The organism is Sulfitobacter sp. PR48, assembly GCF_028807335.1.
GTDB lineage: Bacteria > Pseudomonadota > Alphaproteobacteria > Rhodobacterales > Rhodobacteraceae > Sulfitobacter.
The window spans coordinates 492,880-508,819 of record NZ_JARAMM010000001.1 but is presented as its reverse complement, the minus strand read 5'-3'; the positions used below and the strand labels follow the sequence as shown (position 1 = coordinate 508,819).

The 15,940-nt window shown below is 61.6% G+C and carries 11 protein-coding genes; 6 read left to right on the top strand and 5 right to left on the bottom strand.

Going from position 1 to position 15,940, the window contains the following annotated elements; all coding sequences use genetic code 11:
* Position 1: 1 nt before the first annotated feature.
* Positions 2 to 955, bottom strand: coding sequence for an NAD(P)H-dependent glycerol-3-phosphate dehydrogenase (locus PVW51_RS02445; RefSeq protein ID WP_274573465.1), 954 nt, complete (start codon positions 953 to 955; stop codon positions 2 to 4).
* Entirely contained in the window at positions 952 to 2,040 is a 1,089-nt protein-coding gene (gene tsaD, locus PVW51_RS02440) for a tRNA (adenosine(37)-N6)-threonylcarbamoyltransferase complex transferase subunit TsaD (protein WP_274573464.1), read from the bottom strand. The genes PVW51_RS02445 and tsaD overlap by 4 nt, the downstream gene beginning before the upstream one ends.
* A gap of 73 nt (positions 2,041 to 2,113) precedes the next feature.
* Between tsaD and PVW51_RS02435 the strand changes: the two genes are divergently transcribed.
* The 4 genes from PVW51_RS02435 to PVW51_RS02420 all read left to right on the top strand — a co-directional run bounded on the left by PVW51_RS02435 (position 2,114) and on the right by PVW51_RS02420 (position 8,363).
* Positions 2,114 to 2,818: a uroporphyrinogen-III synthase gene (locus PVW51_RS02435; protein ID WP_274573463.1), complete on the top strand. Its 705-nt coding sequence runs from the start codon at positions 2,114 to 2,116 to the stop codon at positions 2,816 to 2,818.
* A gap of 195 nt (positions 2,819 to 3,013) precedes the next feature.
* The gene (locus tag PVW51_RS02430) at positions 3,014 to 4,282 is read left to right on the top strand and encodes a COG4223 family protein (protein WP_274573462.1); all 1,269 of its coding nucleotides are present in this window, start codon (positions 3,014 to 3,016) and stop codon (positions 4,280 to 4,282) included.
* A 13-nt stretch (positions 4,283 to 4,295) separates the two neighbouring features.
* Positions 4,296 to 5,795 (top strand): heme biosynthesis protein HemY, encoded by a 1,500-nt coding sequence (locus tag PVW51_RS02425; protein WP_274573461.1) that lies wholly within the window; start codon positions 4,296 to 4,298, stop codon positions 5,793 to 5,795.
* A gap of 228 nt (positions 5,796 to 6,023) precedes the next feature.
* Positions 6,024 to 8,363, top strand: coding sequence for a calcium-binding protein (locus tag PVW51_RS02420; RefSeq protein WP_274573460.1), 2,340 nt, complete (start codon positions 6,024 to 6,026; stop codon positions 8,361 to 8,363).
* A 44-nt stretch (positions 8,364 to 8,407) separates the two neighbouring features.
* On the opposite strand, the gene PVW51_RS02415 is transcribed toward PVW51_RS02420, so the two are convergent.
* From PVW51_RS02415 to PVW51_RS02405, 3 genes are read right to left on the bottom strand one after another with little or no spacing between them, the layout of a single operon-like run.
* Complete coding sequence (locus PVW51_RS02415; protein WP_269363125.1) at positions 8,408 to 9,193, bottom strand: carnitinyl-CoA dehydratase; 786 nt, start codon at positions 9,191 to 9,193, stop codon at positions 8,408 to 8,410.
* 2 nt (positions 9,194 to 9,195) lie between these two features.
* Positions 9,196 to 11,235: an acetate--CoA ligase family protein gene (locus PVW51_RS02410; RefSeq protein ID WP_274573459.1), complete on the bottom strand. Its 2,040-nt coding sequence runs from the start codon at positions 11,233 to 11,235 to the stop codon at positions 9,196 to 9,198.
* Positions 11,232 to 12,392 (bottom strand): acyl-CoA dehydrogenase family protein, encoded by a 1,161-nt coding sequence (locus PVW51_RS02405; RefSeq protein ID WP_274573458.1) that lies wholly within the window; start codon positions 12,390 to 12,392, stop codon positions 11,232 to 11,234. The genes PVW51_RS02410 and PVW51_RS02405 overlap by 4 nt, the downstream gene beginning before the upstream one ends.
* Positions 12,393 to 12,472: 80 nt before the next feature.
* Between PVW51_RS02405 and PVW51_RS02400 the strand changes: the two genes are divergently transcribed.
* Positions 12,473 to 13,453: a GlxA family transcriptional regulator gene (locus PVW51_RS02400; RefSeq protein ID WP_274573457.1), complete on the top strand. Its 981-nt coding sequence runs from the start codon at positions 12,473 to 12,475 to the stop codon at positions 13,451 to 13,453.
* Between the two features lie 45 nt (positions 13,454 to 13,498).
* Positions 13,499 to 15,874: a pre-peptidase C-terminal domain-containing protein gene (locus PVW51_RS02395; RefSeq protein ID WP_274573456.1), complete on the top strand. Its 2,376-nt coding sequence runs from the start codon at positions 13,499 to 13,501 to the stop codon at positions 15,872 to 15,874.
* Positions 15,875 to 15,940: the final 66 nt, after the last annotated feature.

Sequence of the window (15,940 nt, the reverse complement as noted above, 5' to 3'; positions counted from 1 at the left end):
TCTATTCTTCCTTCAAGGGCCGCGCCAACAGGATTGCCATGGCGCTGGAGACATTTTGCCTGTTCTCGATCAGCGCCGCAACCACGGCTGTGATCGGCAGGTCCAGCCCGGAGTCCTGCGCAAGAGCGTGGACCGCGCGCGCGGTTGCCGCCCCTTCCACCGTGATGGTCTGGTCAAACGGACGCCCCTCGCCGATGGATTGTCCCAGCCGGTAATTGCGGGACTGGGCGGAGGTGCAGGTCAGGACCAGATCGCCAAAGCCGGAGAGGCCGGCAAGCGTATCGGGCTGCGCATCGAGATGCCGCGCCAGGCGCTTCATCTCGGCAAAGCCACGGGTCAGCAGCGCGGCGCGGGCGCTTTCGCCCAGACCGGCCCCCATGGCGGCACCACAGGCGATGGCGATCACATTCTTCAGCGCGCCGCCCAGTTCCGCACCGATGGTGTCGGTTGTACGGTAAAGCCGCAGATTATCGGTCGTCAGCGCCTTTTGCAGCGCCTTTGCCGTTGTGTCGTCGGCGCAACCAAGGGTCAGCGCCGTTGGCAGGCCACGGGCAATGTCGCTGGCAAAGCTGGGCCCGGTCAGGATTGCCGCTGTCGCCTGGGGAACTTCCTGAGCGATGATGGAAACCGGGCCAAGGCCGGTGCCGATCTCCATCCCCTTGCAGCAGGCCACCAGTTGTTTGCCCGTCAAAAGTGCTGCATGTTCACGCAGCATGTCGCGCAGTTTCTGCATCGGTACGGCAATCAGCAGGATCGGGGCCTGCGCCGCCTCCTGCAGGTCGCCGGTGACCTTCAGGGACGGGGGAAAGCGGCAATCCGGCAGGCGGGCCGCATTCTGCCGGGAGGTCTGCATATCGCCCGCTTCGCGCGCCCAGAGGGTCACGGGGCCCTTGTTGGCAAGTGAAATCGCCAGGGCGGTTCCAAATGCACCCGCGCCCAGAACCGAGATTCTCATGCCTTGGCTCCTTTTTTGCCGCTGCCCAACATGGGTGCCTGAACCCGGTCCAATGGCCAGCGGGGCCGTGCGGACAGGGTCATGTCGTCGGGCGGGCGTGTCCCCGCCTGTTCCGCTGCCGCAAATGCGATCATCGCCGCGTTGTCGGTGCACAGCGCAAGCGGCGGTGCCACGAAAGTGGCGTTGAAGCGGCTCGAAACAGTCTCTAACGCGGCGCGTATTGCCTGATTTGCCGCCACGCCCCCGGCAACGCAAAAGCTGCGTTCGCCATCGGCGGTGTAAGCTTCCAGCGCACGGCGGCTTTTTTCGGACAGGACATCAACCACGGCTGCCTGAAAGCCTGCCGCCAGATCGGCCTGATCCTGCCGGGTCAGGCCGGACTGCTGTGCCAGAAGGCTGTCACGCGTCCGAAGCACTGCCGTCTTGAGGCCCGAAAAAGACATGTCGCACCCGGGCCGGTCCAGCAGCGGGCGGGGAAAGGCAAAGCGGTTCCTGTCACCTGAGCGCGCGGTTTCCTCTATCGCGGGGCCGCCGGGTTGCGGCAGGCCGATCAGGCGGGCGATCTTGTCAAATGCTTCGCCGGGCGCGTCGTCGATTGTTCCGCCAAGGCGGTTGAAATGATCCGGGCCGGAGACCAGCAGGAACTGGCAATGCCCGCCCGAGACCAGCAGCATGAGATAGGGATAGGCGACGCCGTCTGTCAGCCGGGGGGTCAGCGCATGGCCCGCCAGATGGTTCACCCCGTAAAGCGGCTTGCCCGTCGCGGCGGCCAGCCCCTTTGCGCACATCACGCCGGAGACCACCCCCCCGATGAGCCCCGGACCTGCCGTGACGGCGATGCCGTCGATCTGCGAAAGCGTCATATTCGCCTGTGTCAGAGCCTGTTCCACGCAGATATCCAGCTTTTCGGCATGGGCACGCGCCGCGATTTCCGGGACAACACCGCCATAGGCGGCATGAAGCTCTGCCTGGCCCAGAACGACGGAAGACAGGACCTGCGCCCCGTCCTCGCCAATCCGCACGATTGCGGCGGCGGTGTCGTCGCAACTGCTTTCCAGTCCGAGGATCGTCTGTGATTGCTGCATGGGCTTTCCGTTGCAGGGCTGTTTCAGGGCAGGTAACACTGGTTCATTCCTCAAACAATGGCCGGACAAGATCATGACCAAGCCGATCCTGTTGCTGACCCGACCAAAGGAAAGCTCTTTTTGTTTTTTTGACAGCCTGAGGCCGGAGATCGCGGCAAAGGCGCGGCTGATCGTATCGCCCTTGCTAGAGATCCTGGGCACCGGGGTGCAGCCGGATCTGTCCGGGGTCCGGGGCGTGATTTTCACCTCTGCCAATGCTGTCGGATTTGCGCCTTTGGGGCAGGGCAGGGCGGCGTTCTGCGTTGGTGAGAGGACGCAGGCCGCCGCAGAGAAGCGGGGTTGGAAAGTCAAACAGGTCAGCGCAACTGCCGGGGAATTGCTGGCTGACCTGGATATGGCGCTGATCGAAGGGCCAGTGATGCATCTTGCCGGTCGGCATCTGCGAATGGATATCGTGTCGGCATTGCGCAGCCGTGGTGTTACGGCAACTTGCGCGACGGTCTATGACCAGAAGCTGCTGCCATTGAGCGATGAGGCGCAATCCGCGATGGCCGGAACCGCCCCTGTGATCGCTCCCTTGTTTTCTCCGCGCAGCGCATCACATTTTGTCGAACAGGCCGGTAATCTGGCGCAGGTCCATGCGGTTGTGATCAGTCCGGCCGTAGCTGCGGTGTTGCCTGAGGGCGCTTGTGCTTCAATCCAGGTCGCGCAGCAGCCAACTGGCCTGGAAATGCGGCGTAGTGTGGAAAAGCTGTTGGCTGATTGCCGCTTGGCTTGAAGCTGGTCGCGGTTGCCGGATAAGGTTGGCAGGTCTAGCTGGTCGGTATGATCAGAATCGGAAAGGTGGGGCAGAGTGGCGAGCGGTAAAAAGACAGGCACAACAAAAGGTCCGGCGGCGGAAACCTCCAAAGATGAGGCTGCCAAGCCCGCCACTGCCAGAAAGACCGCGCCGAAGACTTCTGCAAAGAAGCCCGTGATCGCCGAGACCGCTGGCACCACTGACAAGACAGCCGATACGCCGACATCCAGCGCCAGCGCGGCGGCAAAGAAGAGTGCCGCAGCGAAACCGGCCGCAAAGGACGAGACTCCGGCGGAAAAGAGCGCGGTAAAGGCTGCGGAAAGCAGCCCTGCGGTGACGGCGCAAGATACCGCTGAGGACAAACCATCGGCACCGGGTAACGATTCAAAGACCTCTGAGACCGGCAAGGCCGCAGCGGCCAAGGACAACAGGTCGGCGTTCCAGCCGACCCGCGATGTGATTTCGACAACAACCGGTGCCGGATCGACACCGCCGCCGCCGTCGCCTGTGACAGCGGAAAAGAAGTCCGGCAGCATTTTCCTGCCGCTTGTGCTGGGTGGTGTGGTTGCGGCGGCCCTGGGGTTTGCCGCGTCAGAGGCGAACCTTCTTGGATTGCGCAGCCAGGGTGGTGATCTGCGCAGCGAGCTTGAAAAGCAGTCAGCCGAGATTGCGGCCCTGAAAGATGCAGCGCCGCCCCAGGTGGACCTGAGTGGTCTGGAACAGGAAATCGCCGGGTTGTCGGAAAATGTGCAATCCTTCGAGAGCCGGATTGCGGCACTTGAGGCGCGCCCGGTTGCGTCATCCGGCGATGGCGGCGGTGGTGATACTTCTGCCTATTCCGCCGAGCTGGCGCAGATGCAGGCCGCCCTGGAAAAACAGCGGTCCGAGATCGAGGGATTGCTCAAGAATGCGCAGAGCATCGAAGAGGCGACAGCCGCATCCGCGCGCGCCGCTGCTGTTCAGGCAGGCGTGAGCAAACTGACAGCTGCGATCGGCACGGGATCAGCCTATGACGGGGCTCTGGACGCGCTCAAGGAGGCGGGCGTGAATGACTTGCCGCAAGCGCTGGTCGATGGTGCGGCTGACGGGGTCGTCACGCTGAACAACCTGCAAAGCCGGTTTCCCGATGCGGCCCGCAGCGCATTGGCTGCAGCACGGGCAGGCGGGTTTGATGCCCAGGACACCGGCGGTGTGACCGGCTTCCTGCGGCGGCAGCTTGGCGCGCGGTCGGTTGAACCGCGTGAAGGGACCGACCCCGATGCGGTTCTGTCCCGTGCAGAAGCTGCGGTGCGGGATGGCCGCCTGTCCGTCGCGCTGGAAGAAATCGGTACCCTGCCCGAGGAGGCACAGTCTGCCATGTCTGACTGGATTTCCGACGCGCGCCGCCGCGCCGCAGTCGAGGCTGCGGTCAATGACCTGTCACAAAGCCTGACGGCAAACTGAGGAGACCCCGATTATGCTGTGGTCATTGATTAAGATCGTCTTGTTCGTTGCCGTCGTGGGGGCCCTGGCCTGGGGCGCCGGGTTTCTGTTGGAAAGCCAGGGTGGCGTACAGCTGACCTTGCTGGGAACGGAATACAGTTTCGGACCGCTGCAATCCGTCATCGCGGTGATTGTCCTGCTGCTTGCGGTCTGGGTGCTGCTCAAGATCCTGGCCCTGCTGCTGGCTGTCTGGCATTTCCTCAACGGGGATGAGACTGCGCTGACCCGCTATTTCGACCGGAATCGCGAACGCAAGGGGTTCGAGGCGCTTTCCGAAGGGTTGATGGCGCTGGCCAGTGGTGAAGGCAAGGTGGCGATGTCGAAAGCCGCGAAGGCCGACAAATACCTGAACCGCCCGGCGCTGACCAATCTTCTGACCGCGCAGGCGGCGGAACTGGCAGGCGACCGCCACAAGGCCGAGGAAACCTATCGCAAGCTGGTGGCCGATGAGGCAACCCGGTTTGTCGGGGTGCGCGGGATCATGAAGCAGAAGCTGGCAGAGGGTGACACGGAAACGGCCCTTCAACTGGCTGAAAAGGCATTCGCACTGAAACCGAAACATGAGGAAACCGGTGATGTGCTCTTGCGGCTTCAGGCAGAGAAGGAAGACTGGGCCGGCGCCCGCAAGACGCTGAGCATGAAGCTGAAGAACGGCCAGCTGCCCCGTGACGTGCACAAGCGCCGCGATGCCGTGCTGGCGTTGTCAGAGGCACGGGAGGTCTTTGCAGAAGGCAACGACATCGAGGCGCGCGAAGAGGCGATCGAGGCCAACCGCCTGTCGCCCGACCTGATCCCGGCGGCTGTCATGGCGGCGCAGGGGTATATTGCGCAGAACAAGCCGCGCTATGCCGCGCGGGTTCTGGCAAAGGCCTGGAGCGTTCATCCGCACCCCGATCTTGCCGCGGCGTTTGCCGCCATTGAACCGGATGAAAAACCGGCGGCGCGCATCAAGAGGTTCGCCGCGCTGACCAAGTCTCAGCCGGGGCATCCGGAGACCAAGATGCTGCAATCGGAACTGCACATCGCGAACGAAGATTTTCCCGCCGCGCGCCGCGCGCTGGGCAAGCTTGCCGAAGAAGACCCGACTGCACGTTCGGTCACGCTGATGGCGGCGATAGAACGGGGTGAGGGGGCTTCGGACACCATTGTCAAAGGATGGCTGGCACGCGCGCTGACGGTGTCGCGGGGGCCGCAGTGGATCTGCGACAATTGCCAGCACATCCATGCCAGCTGGAAACCCATCTGCGAGAACTGCAAGAGCTTTGACACCCTGGCCTGGAAGACACCCCCCATGTCCGAGGTTGCGATGCCGGGCGGTGTCCAGATGTTGCCGCTGATTGTCGGCACTGCGGATGATCAGGCAGGCGCCGATGGCGCAGGCAAGATCGCGACACGCAGTGACATCGAGGATGTTGACCTGATTGTCGAAGGCGACGAACCGCGCGCGGAAGAGGACAAGCAGGCGTCGTCCTGAAACGGGCCTCGCCGGACGCTGTCACAAGTGACGCCGCGCCGATGCGCGGGGCGCTGGCGCTGCGTTGATATCAGCCTAGCCTGACCCTCGACAGTTTTTTGACATCGGACGTTCAATTACAAGTAGAACTTCTTTCCGATATTTCGTGAAATTGAGGGCAATTTTTCCTAGAAATCCTCGAAGCGAAACAATACCAATGAGTTATGCATAATGTGAGGATAAGAATTCATGCTGAATATACAGTTTTTCCAATCGATAGACGATCTCTTCGAACTGGCTTTTTACGATCCGATTGACGACGAATTTGATGTTGACCTGCAAAACTGGTCTTCAACAGAAATCAACGTGGTGAACCCGATTACCGGGTGGACAACCTCGATCACCGGCAGCGGTTTCTCCAATCCTGAAGTGACGCTGACCGGAGTCCTCAACACACTTGAAATCCGTGATCAGAACGGTGACCTGGTCGCGTCCTTCAGCAATGCCAACTGGACTCTTGCGGCGTTCATCAACGCCATGGAAGAACTGCTGATCAATGACAACGAGGGGCCGTTCAACAACCTGCTGAACCTTCAGCCGATCAATGTGGACGCCAGTGCATCCACCGGTGCAATCGAGGGTTACCTCGACGGCGTGACCGTGCCGGTGACGGCAACAGGATCCGATTTCAACGATACGCTTGTCGGCGGTGACGGAAACGACACCCTGCTGGGCGGCGACGGATCTGACGAGATCCGCGGCGGCAATGGCAATGATTCCATCAACCCCGGCGACAACACCGATTTCGATTATATCCTTACCGGAGCAGGCAACGACACTGTCAACCTGGGCGATATCCAGGTCGGGTTTGTTGAGATCGACCACCGTGATCTGAATGCGGGGATCACTGCAACCATCAATGGCAACACCAATACCGGGACGATCAACAAGGGCGCGAACGGCACGACAACCATTCTGGATGTTGCGGGTGCGATGTTCTCCGACGGTTTCCTGCTGACCGGGTCGAACCATAACGACACGTTCAACGTGACCGTGGCAAATGGCGGATGGATGTCTCTGCGCGGTCTCGACGGCGTGGACAACTATGTGATCAACCCGAGTTCCGGCAATGTGCGCATCGATTTCCGCTCCAACTCCGTGCAAAATGGCGTGAATGTGAACCTGGCCACCGGTGTCATTGCCAACGATGGCTTTGGCAACACGGAAACGATTTCCGGGAACGGTTCTGTGTGGGAAATCCGCGGCACCCACCTCAATGACACCATGACCGGCAGCAACGGCAACGAAAGCTTTATCGGGCTTGCCGGGAATGACAACATCAACGGGGGTGGCGGTTTCGACCGGCTGCGGTTCGACAGCGGTGCGAATGTCACCAGCCTGTTTGTCGACATGCAGAACGGGACGGCCAGCGGTTTCGCGAACGGGGTTGCCCTGAACACGACCTTCACCGGGATCGAACATATCCGCGGGACGCGCAATGGCGACAACATCATCGGTGCCGATGGCGGTGTCCGGATCGAGAGTTTTCAGGGCAATGACACGCTGGCCGGTGGCAATGGCAACGACACCCTCGAAGGCGGCACCGGCAACGATATGTTGAACGGGGTAGCCGGGAATGACGTCATTCGCGCCGGGATTGGCAACGATTTGGCAGATGGCGGTGACGGTAACGATGCGCTGTTCGGTGATGGCGGCTTTGACACCATGCACGGCGGTGCGGGCGATGACACGGTCGATGGCGGTAACGGTGCCGATTCACTCTATGGTGGCGCGGGCAACGACCTGATCATTGGCTCCGACGGCTTTGACCAGCTGTTCGGTGAAGCGGGCAATGATACGCTGCAGGGCGGCAATACCAATGATTACCTCTTTGGCGGTGACGGGAATGACCTGCTGCTTGGCGGTCTGAACATCGGCACATCCACCGAGCTGCTGGACGGCGGTGCGGGCAACGATACGCTGCGGGGCGAAGGCGGGTTTGACCTGCTGCGCGGTGGCGATGGCGATGACGTGCTGGACGGCGGCAACCAGGCGGACAACCTGTACGGCGATGCCGGGAACGACACGCTGTTTGGCGGTGCCGGGTTTGACCGTCTGTTTGGCGGCACCGGGGACGATGTGCTGAACGGCGGCGATGGGCCTGATGGCCACTTTGGCCAGCAGGGCAACGACACCATCTATGGCGGCGACGGCAACGACCGGTTCTTCGGCGGCACCGGCAACGACCTGATCCTGTCGGGCAACGGCAACGACACGATCTATGCCGACAGTGGTTTTGATACGCTGAACGGCGGCGCGGGCAATGACCTTTTGTTCGGGTTCTTCAACGCGGATACCTTTGTCTTCGAGGCGGGTCACGGCAATGACACCATCGGTGATTTCGACGAGTTCAACGCCGGCGAACGGATCGATTTCAGCGGTCTTGGCACGATGAACAACCTGACCCAGGTGATGAACGCCTCGGCCCAGATCGGCAACAACGTGGTCATCAACACCGGTGGCGGCAACTCCATCCAGTTGAATGGCGTGCAGCTTGCTGACCTCGACGCGAGCGACTTCATCTTCTGAGGAAGCAATCAGCCGCGAGCGCCCCAGGGGGTGCTTCCGGCGCTTTATCTACCTTTCCAGACCGGATCGCGCTTTTCCGCAAAGGCGCGGGCGCCTTCCATCTGATCTTCGGAGGCATAAAGCGCATCGACGGTCCTGAGCTGGCGCCGGGTGATCCGGTTCATCGCATCCTGAAACTTCGAATCCTCCGCGTCGCGAACGATTTCCTTGATCGCCGCATAGACCAGCGGCGGGCCGGACGCGAGCAGGCGGGCGAGCTCCCAGGCCCGGTCCATCAGTTGATCGGCGGGCAGGATTTCATTGACCAGCCCCCAGCCCTTCGCCTCCTGCGCATCGAACCAGCGGCCGGTCAGCAGCAGTTCCATGGCGATGTGATAAGGGATGCGTTTCGGCAGTTTCACCGATGCCGCATCTGCAACCGTACCTGACCGTATCTCGGGCAGGGCAAAGGTGGCATGATCGGCGGCAAGGATCATGTCCGCGCTCAGGGCGAGCTCCAACCCGCCGCCGCAGGCAATCCCGTTCACGGCCGCGATGACCGGTTTGTTCAGATCCCGCAGTTCCTGCAGCCCCCCGAAACCGCCGACCCCGTAATCGCCATCAACCGCGTCACCCTCGGAGGCTGCTTTCAAATCCCAGCCGGGGCAAAAGAACTTGTCTCCGCCCCCGGTGATGATGGCCACCCGCAGCGCCGGATCATCGCGGAATGCGGCAAAGACCTCACCCATCTGGCAGGAGGTTTTCAGGTCGATGGCATTGGCCTTTGGCCGGTCGAGCGTGACCTTGAGGATGGCACCGTCGCGGTGGGTCTTGATCGGGGTCTCGGTCATGTTCAGTCCTTTTCAACGTCGCGCCGCAACAGGGCGTCTGCGGCGATTGCATCGTCCCTCGTACAGAGCAGAGGGTTTATCTCGACTTCCTGCAAGCCCCGGGCATGTGCCAGGACAAAGTCCTGCACCGCCATGACGGCATCCAGAATGCGGTCCATCTGCGCGGGCGGCCTGCCCCTGTATCCCGCCAGTATGGGCGCCATGCGCAGCCTGCCGATTGCTGTCAGGATAGCGTCCCTGCGGGCCGGCACCAGCAGCGAAACAGTATCATCCAGCAGTTCCGCTGATGTGCCACCGGCTCCCACGGTCAGGATGAACCCATGGGCCGGGTCATGCACAACCCCGATCAGCAGCTCGGCGATGCTGTCGGTGATCATTTCCTCGACCAGGTAGCTGTCAACCGGCATAGCCGCGGCGGCAGCGGCAACATCATCACCGCAAGTCAGGTTCAGGCGCACTGCACCTGCCTCGGTCTTGTGGGCGATGCCCGCTCCTTTCAGCGCGACCGGAAATCCGATCTCCTCGGCTGCGCTTGCCGCTTGCGCGCTTCCCTCGCAACGCCGGGATACGGGACAGCGCAACCCGTGCTCGGCGAGCAGATCTTTGGCGTCTCCCTCGGCCAGCAGAACGGGGGCCGTGGCGGGGGCCGCGACATGAACCGGATCGACGTCGCTTTCGACCGGGAGAGCGGCATGGGCGCAGGCCATCAGCGCCTCGTTCAGGCCGCAGAAAGGGGTAATCCCCTGCGCCATCAGCATATCTGCGACGTGCTCGGGCATCAGTTCGGGCAGGGTGGCGACCATGCCGTATCTCGCACCTGTCTGTTGCGAAGCCGCAATGACGGCCTCGATCACGCAATCCCAATCGGAGGGGTCACATCGGTCGCTTCGGGGGAAATCGACGATCAGCAGCGTGATCGCAATACCGGGGTCGGCCATCCCGGCAAAGGCGGCTGTCATCGCGGGCACATCCCGCCAGATGTAGGTGTGATAATCCAGCGGATTGGCCAGCGCGACACGTGGGCCAAGCACATCCCGCAGGGTGGTCTTTTGCCTTGCCCCGAGCGGCGGGAAGTCGAGCCCCGCAGCGGTGCCGGTATCGGCCGCCAGGCTGGCCTCTCCGCCGGAGCAGCTGATCGTGGCGATCCTGTTGCTTTCCAGCGGACCCGCCACATGCAGCAGTTTCAGGGTTTCGAGAAAGGTTGGTAAATCGGTCACCCGCGCAATGCCGAGCCTGCGCAGCAGAGCCGCTGCACCTGCATCCCGCCCGGCCAGAGACGCAGTATGCGAGATTGTTGCCTGCTGCGCCTGTGCCGATTGCCCCACCTTGATCGCGACGATGCGTTTGCCAAGGCTTTGCGCATAGCGGGCCAGCGCTTCGAACTTGCGCAGATCCCCGATGCCTTCGATATGCAGGCCCAGGGCCGTCACCCTGGGGTCCTGCAGTACCGCCATGCCGATGTCGGAAAGTCCGCATTGCGCCTGATTTCCGGCGGTAATCACATAGGCAAGGGGCAGGGCGCGTGCCTGCATCGTCAGGTTGATCGCGATGTTGGAGCTTTGCGTGACAATCGCGACGCCCCGTTCCACCCGCTTGCCGCCATGCTGATCCGGCCAGAGCAGCGCGCCATCCAGAAAGTTGATGAACCCGTAGCAATTCGGCCCGAGAATTGGCATGTCGTCTGCCGCCTGCAAAAGAGCGGCCTGATGATCCACGCCTTGCGCGTCTTCTGCCTGAGCCTCAAGAAAGCCTGAGGCAAAGCAGACCGCGCCGCCCGCACCGCCCCTGGCCAGTTGTCCGGCAATGTCGATGGTCGCGGCCCGGTTGACACCGATGAAGGCGGCATCCGGCGGGGCGGGCAGCGCATCGACGTCGGGAAAAACCTTCAGGCCGGAAAAGGTGCCGGCGCTGGGGTGCACCGGCCATATCTTGCCTTCGAACCCCATCTTCTGGCATTGCGCGACAACCGCACGGCACCATGCGCCACCGCCGATGACTGCGATGGACCGGGGTTTCAGCAGCCTGGACAGTTCCCGTGTCATGCGCCCAATGGCCGCAACAGGTCGCGCGAAATGATGTGGCGCTGGATTTCCGATGTCCCGTCCCAGATCCGCTCCACCCGCGCGTCGCGCCAGAACCGCTCAATCGGGAAATCGTCCATCAGGCCCATGCCCCCGAAGATCTGGAGGGTGGTGTCGGTCACCCGCGCGAGCGCCTCTGATGCGTAGAGTTTGGCAGAGGCGATTTCGCGGTTTGCCGGCAGGCCCTGGTCCAGCCGCCATGCCGCAGCAAGGGTCAGCCAGTCGGCAGCGTCGATTTCAGTGATCATATCGGCGATCTGAAAGCTGACGCCCTGGAACTTGCCGATCTGCTGGCCGAATTGCCTGCGCTCGGCCGCATAGTGCAGGGCGTAGTCGAAACACCGGCGCGCGCGCCCGACGGAGAATGCCGCAACCGTCAGTCGCGTGGCATAAAGCCATTCATTCATCACCTCGAACCCGCCGTCGACCTTGCCCAGCACCTGGGCGTCGGACAATCGGCAGTTGTCGAAGTAGAGGATGCAGTTCTTGTAGCCCTTGTGGCTGACGGAGTTGTATCCGTCGCGCACTTCGAACCCCTTGGTGCCCCGGTCCACGAGGAAGGTCGTTATCCGCTTCTTGGGTCCTTTTGGCGTTTCGTCCACGCCGGTCGCGACGAAGACGATGAAGAAGTCGGCATGTTCCGCGCCGGAAATGAAGTGTTTGGAGCCATTCACGACCCAGTCGCCGCCATCCCGCACCGCACTGCATTTCATGCCCCGCACATCGGAACCGGCGTCGGGCTCTGTCATTGCCAGCGCGTCCATCCGCTCGCCACGCACGGCGGGAAGCAGGTAGCGTTCGCGCTGATCATCGTTGCAGGCCATCAGGATGTTCTGGGGGCGGCCAAAGAAATGGGTCAGCGCCATAGAGCCGCGTCCAAGTTCGCGCTCGACCAGGGTAAAGTCGGTATGGCTGAGCCCGGCACCGCCGACCTCTTCGGGGAAATTGCAGGCATAGAAACCAAGGTCGATCACCTTTTGCCTGATCTGTTCGCCAAGTTCGCGCGGGACCTGTCCGGTCCTTTCGACCTCTGCCTCGTGGGGGTAGATCTCTTTCTCCACGAAGCTCCGCACGGTGGAGACGATCATTTCCTGTTCTTCGGTCAGTCCAAAATTCATTCCCGTTCCCTCACGCGATCCATTCCGGGGTCAGGCTATCGCTCTTGCGTAGTCGGGATGTGCAGACTTATGGTCTGACTATGCAGAGTTTGAATAATTCAGGCAAAGCCGCCACCCGCATCGGAATCCTGCTGTTTGACGGGTTTTCGAACCATTGTCTGGCCAACACGGTGGAGCCGTTGCGGGCGGCAAATCATCTGGGCCGACGGGTGCATTACCGGTGGGAATATCTGACGCTGTCGGGCGCCCCGGCTATCAGCTCAAGCGGATTGCAGATCGTGCCTGACGGACCGCTGAAGGATGCTGCGGGTGATCTGCTGATGGTGATGCCGTCATATGGGGTCAGGTCGTATCTGACTGACCCGGTGTTGCGCGGGTTGCGGTCCGCATCGGCGCGTTTCGCGAACCTGGCGGGTCTCGACATGGGCAGTTGGCTGCTGGCGGCGGCGGGGTTGCTGAACGGGCGGATTGCGACGATCCATTGGGAGGAACTGACCGCCTTTGCCGAAGCCTTTCCCGATCTGACCGTGGCGCGGGAACGCTTCATCCTGGACGGCAACCGGATCACCTGTTCCGGGGCGATGGCGAGCTTTGACCTGGTGCTGCATCTGATCGTGCAGGCGCAGGGACCCGCGCTGGCACTGGAGGTCGAACAGCTTTTCATGGCGCCGGGCGCGGCGCCGTCTGTTCCTTCGGTGACAGCCAGAACGCGGCTGTCCCGCCGCGCGGTGGCGGTGATGCAGGACCACATCGAAACTCCCTTGCCCTTGCCGCAGGTGGCCGAAGCCAGCCGATGTTCGCAGCGTGCGCTGGAACTGGCGATCCGCAAGGATTTCGATATGACCCCGCAGCAGCTGTACAAGGTGCTGCGTCTGAACATGGCGCGGCGGCTGGCGGAAACGACGTCACTGCCGCTGGCCGAGGTCGCACTGAGATCGGGCTACCGAAACGCCAGCGCGATGACACGGGCCTTTCGCGAAAGGTTCGATATGACACCGGGTCAATGCCGCAACCATGTTGATGATCAATTGCCAGACAGAGACAAATCGGATAGGACTTAATGCGCCTGATTATATGAATTAATTTACTGTTTCGGGGGAAATTCAATGTCTATCACCGTCACCAGCTCCGGGATGAGCCCGGATCACGATCCGACTGCGTTCTTCTGCGGATGCGATTCCTGCATGGCTGAAAAAGAAGAAAGCGGGGCCCTGCCTGATGATGCAGCGCCAGAGATTGGTCCCGACATCGGTGAAACGCCAGGAACCGCCGGTACGATCAACGTTGGGCAGACCATCGTCAACACGATTGACGTAGCGAATGACAATGACTGGTTCCGCATCACGTTGACCGCCGGGCAAAGCATTCAGATCACGTTGAACGGGTCGTCCGTTGGCGGCGGCACCCTGTCCGATCCTTTGGTGCGGCTATACGATGCATCCGGCAGTATTATTGACAGCGATGACGATGGTGGTCCGGGTCTGAACTCCCTGTTGAACTTCTATTCCGAAAACGGCGGCGTTTTTTATATTTCTGCTGAAGCTTACGGGTCCAATACGGGCACATATACGCTTTCGGTTCAGGAAGTAACGTTCAACCCCAATGATTCCTGGGAGGACTCGCCAGACTTCGCCAGCCCGCTGCTCGACTCGATTTCCTGGGATACACGGTTCGATCACAACGTGATCACAGTCTATTTCGGCGAGGCTGGCTATACTGCAGATGGCGTTACCTCCGAGGGTTTCAATGCCTATGAGCGGCAGCAATTCATGCGCGCTTTCGACGCGATCGAAGCCGTCACGAACCTGACCTTCAACATCGTGAACTCCGGTGACGGGGCCGATTGGGAACTGATCCTGGATACCAATGAACTGGATGGCGTCTATGGCCGTTTCAACCCGCCGGGCTATGGCGGTGACGGGAACGATGGTGTCGGCCAGTTTGCCGGCAACCTCTGGGATCGCTTTGCCGGTGGCGACCTTACCGAAGGCGGGTTCGGGTATTTCACCATCATGCACGAGTTGCTGCACGGCCTCGGGCTGGCGCACCCCCATGATACGGGCGGCGATTCGTCCGTCATGCCGGGTGTGGGATCTTCGCGGGATGATTTCGGGGACTTCAACATCAACCAGGGTGTGTTCACCATGATGTCCTATAACCCGGGGTATCACACCGGCACGCCGGGGTCGGCCCCCGCCGATGGGACCGGTGACGGCACCGGTGTTCCCTACGGCTACGCCGCCGGACCGATGGCGCTTGATATTGCCGTTCTTCAGGGTCTCTATGGGGCCAATAATTCACATAATAACGGCAATACCACCTATGTCCTGCCGACCGGCACGGGCGCGGGTGTGTTCTGGTCGACGATCTGGGATTCCGGTGGCAACGACACCATTCGCCACAATGGTGCCGGGGCGGCCGTGATTGATCTGCGGGCCGCGACCCTGGCGGTCGAAATGGGAGGTGGTGGTTTTGTTTCCGCCGTCGACGGCACCCGTGGCGGGTTCACCATTGCGGCGGGTACGGTCATCGAGAACGCGGTTGGCGGAAATGCCGGCGATCTGATTTTCGGCAACCAGGCCAACAACCAGCTTTCCGGCTTCGGTGGCTTTGACACCATGCACGGCGGCGCGGGCAATGACACGATTGATGGCGGTAACGGCGCCGATTCACTCTATGGTGGCGCGGGCAACGACCTGATCATCGGCTCCGACGGCTTTGACCAGCTGTTCGGTGAAGCGGGCAACGATACGCTGCAGGGCGGCAATACCAATGATTACCTCTTTGGCGGTGACGGGAATGACCTGCTGCTTGGCGGTCTGAACATCGGCACATCCACCGAGCTGCTGGACGGCGGTGCGGGCAACGATACGCTGCGGGGCGAAGGCGGGTTTGACCTGCTGCGCGGTGGCGATGGCGATGACGTGCTGGACGGCGGCAACCAGGCGGACAACCTGTACGGCGATGCCGGGAACGACACGCTGTTTGGCGGTGCCGGGTTTGACCGTCTGTTTGGCGGCACCGGGGACGATGTGCTGAACGGCGGCGATGGGCCTGATGGCCACTTTGGCCAGCAGGGCAACGACACCATCTATGGCGGCGACGGCAACGACCGGTTCTTCGGCGGCACCGGCAACGACCTGATCCTGTCGGGCAACGGCAACGACACGATCTATGCCGACAGTGGTTTTGATACGCTGAACGGCGGCGCGGGCAATGACCTTTTGTTCGGGTTCTTCAACGCGGATACCTTTGTCTTCGAGGCGGGTCACGGCAATGACACCATCGGTGATTTCGACGAGTTCAACGCCGGCGAACGGATCGATTTCAGCGGTCTTGGCACGATGAACAACCTGACCCAGGTGATGAACGCCTCGGCCCAGATCGGCAACAACGTGGTCATCAACACCGGTGGCGGCAACTCCATCCAGTTGAATGGCGTGCAGCTTGCTGACCTCGACGCGAGCGACTTCATCTTCTGAGGAACGCGTAACTTTGCCGACAGGAATTTGTCTGCGGCTTCACCTTTTTGAAATTCCCCCCTATGA

What these genes read in the sequence shown, in the direction of transcription:
- PVW51_RS02445 (WP_274573465.1), bottom strand. Translation starts at nt 955, where the DNA reads ATGAGAATCTCGGTTCTGGGCGCGGGTGCATTTGGAACCGCCCTGGCG.
- tsaD (WP_274573464.1), bottom strand. Translation starts at nt 2,040, where the DNA reads ATGCAGCAATCACAGACGATCCTCGGACTGGAAAGCAGTTGCGACGAC.
- PVW51_RS02435 (WP_274573463.1), top strand. Translation starts at nt 2,114, where the DNA reads ATGACCAAGCCGATCCTGTTGCTGACCCGACCAAAGGAAAGCTCTTTT.
- PVW51_RS02425 (WP_274573461.1), top strand. Translation starts at nt 4,296, where the DNA reads ATGCTGTGGTCATTGATTAAGATCGTCTTGTTCGTTGCCGTCGTGGGG.
- PVW51_RS02420 (WP_274573460.1), top strand. Translation starts at nt 6,024, where the DNA reads ATGCTGAATATACAGTTTTTCCAATCGATAGACGATCTCTTCGAACTG.
- PVW51_RS02415 (WP_269363125.1), bottom strand. Translation starts at nt 9,193, where the DNA reads ATGACCGAGACCCCGATCAAGACCCACCGCGACGGTGCCATCCTCAAG.
- PVW51_RS02410 (WP_274573459.1), bottom strand. Translation starts at nt 11,235, where the DNA reads ATGACACGGGAACTGTCCAGGCTGCTGAAACCCCGGTCCATCGCAGTC.
- PVW51_RS02405 (WP_274573458.1), bottom strand. Translation starts at nt 12,392, where the DNA reads ATGAATTTTGGACTGACCGAAGAACAGGAAATGATCGTCTCCACCGTG.
- PVW51_RS02400 (WP_274573457.1), top strand. Translation starts at nt 12,473, where the DNA reads ATGCAGAGTTTGAATAATTCAGGCAAAGCCGCCACCCGCATCGGAATC.
- PVW51_RS02395 (WP_274573456.1), top strand. Translation starts at nt 13,499, where the DNA reads ATGTCTATCACCGTCACCAGCTCCGGGATGAGCCCGGATCACGATCCG.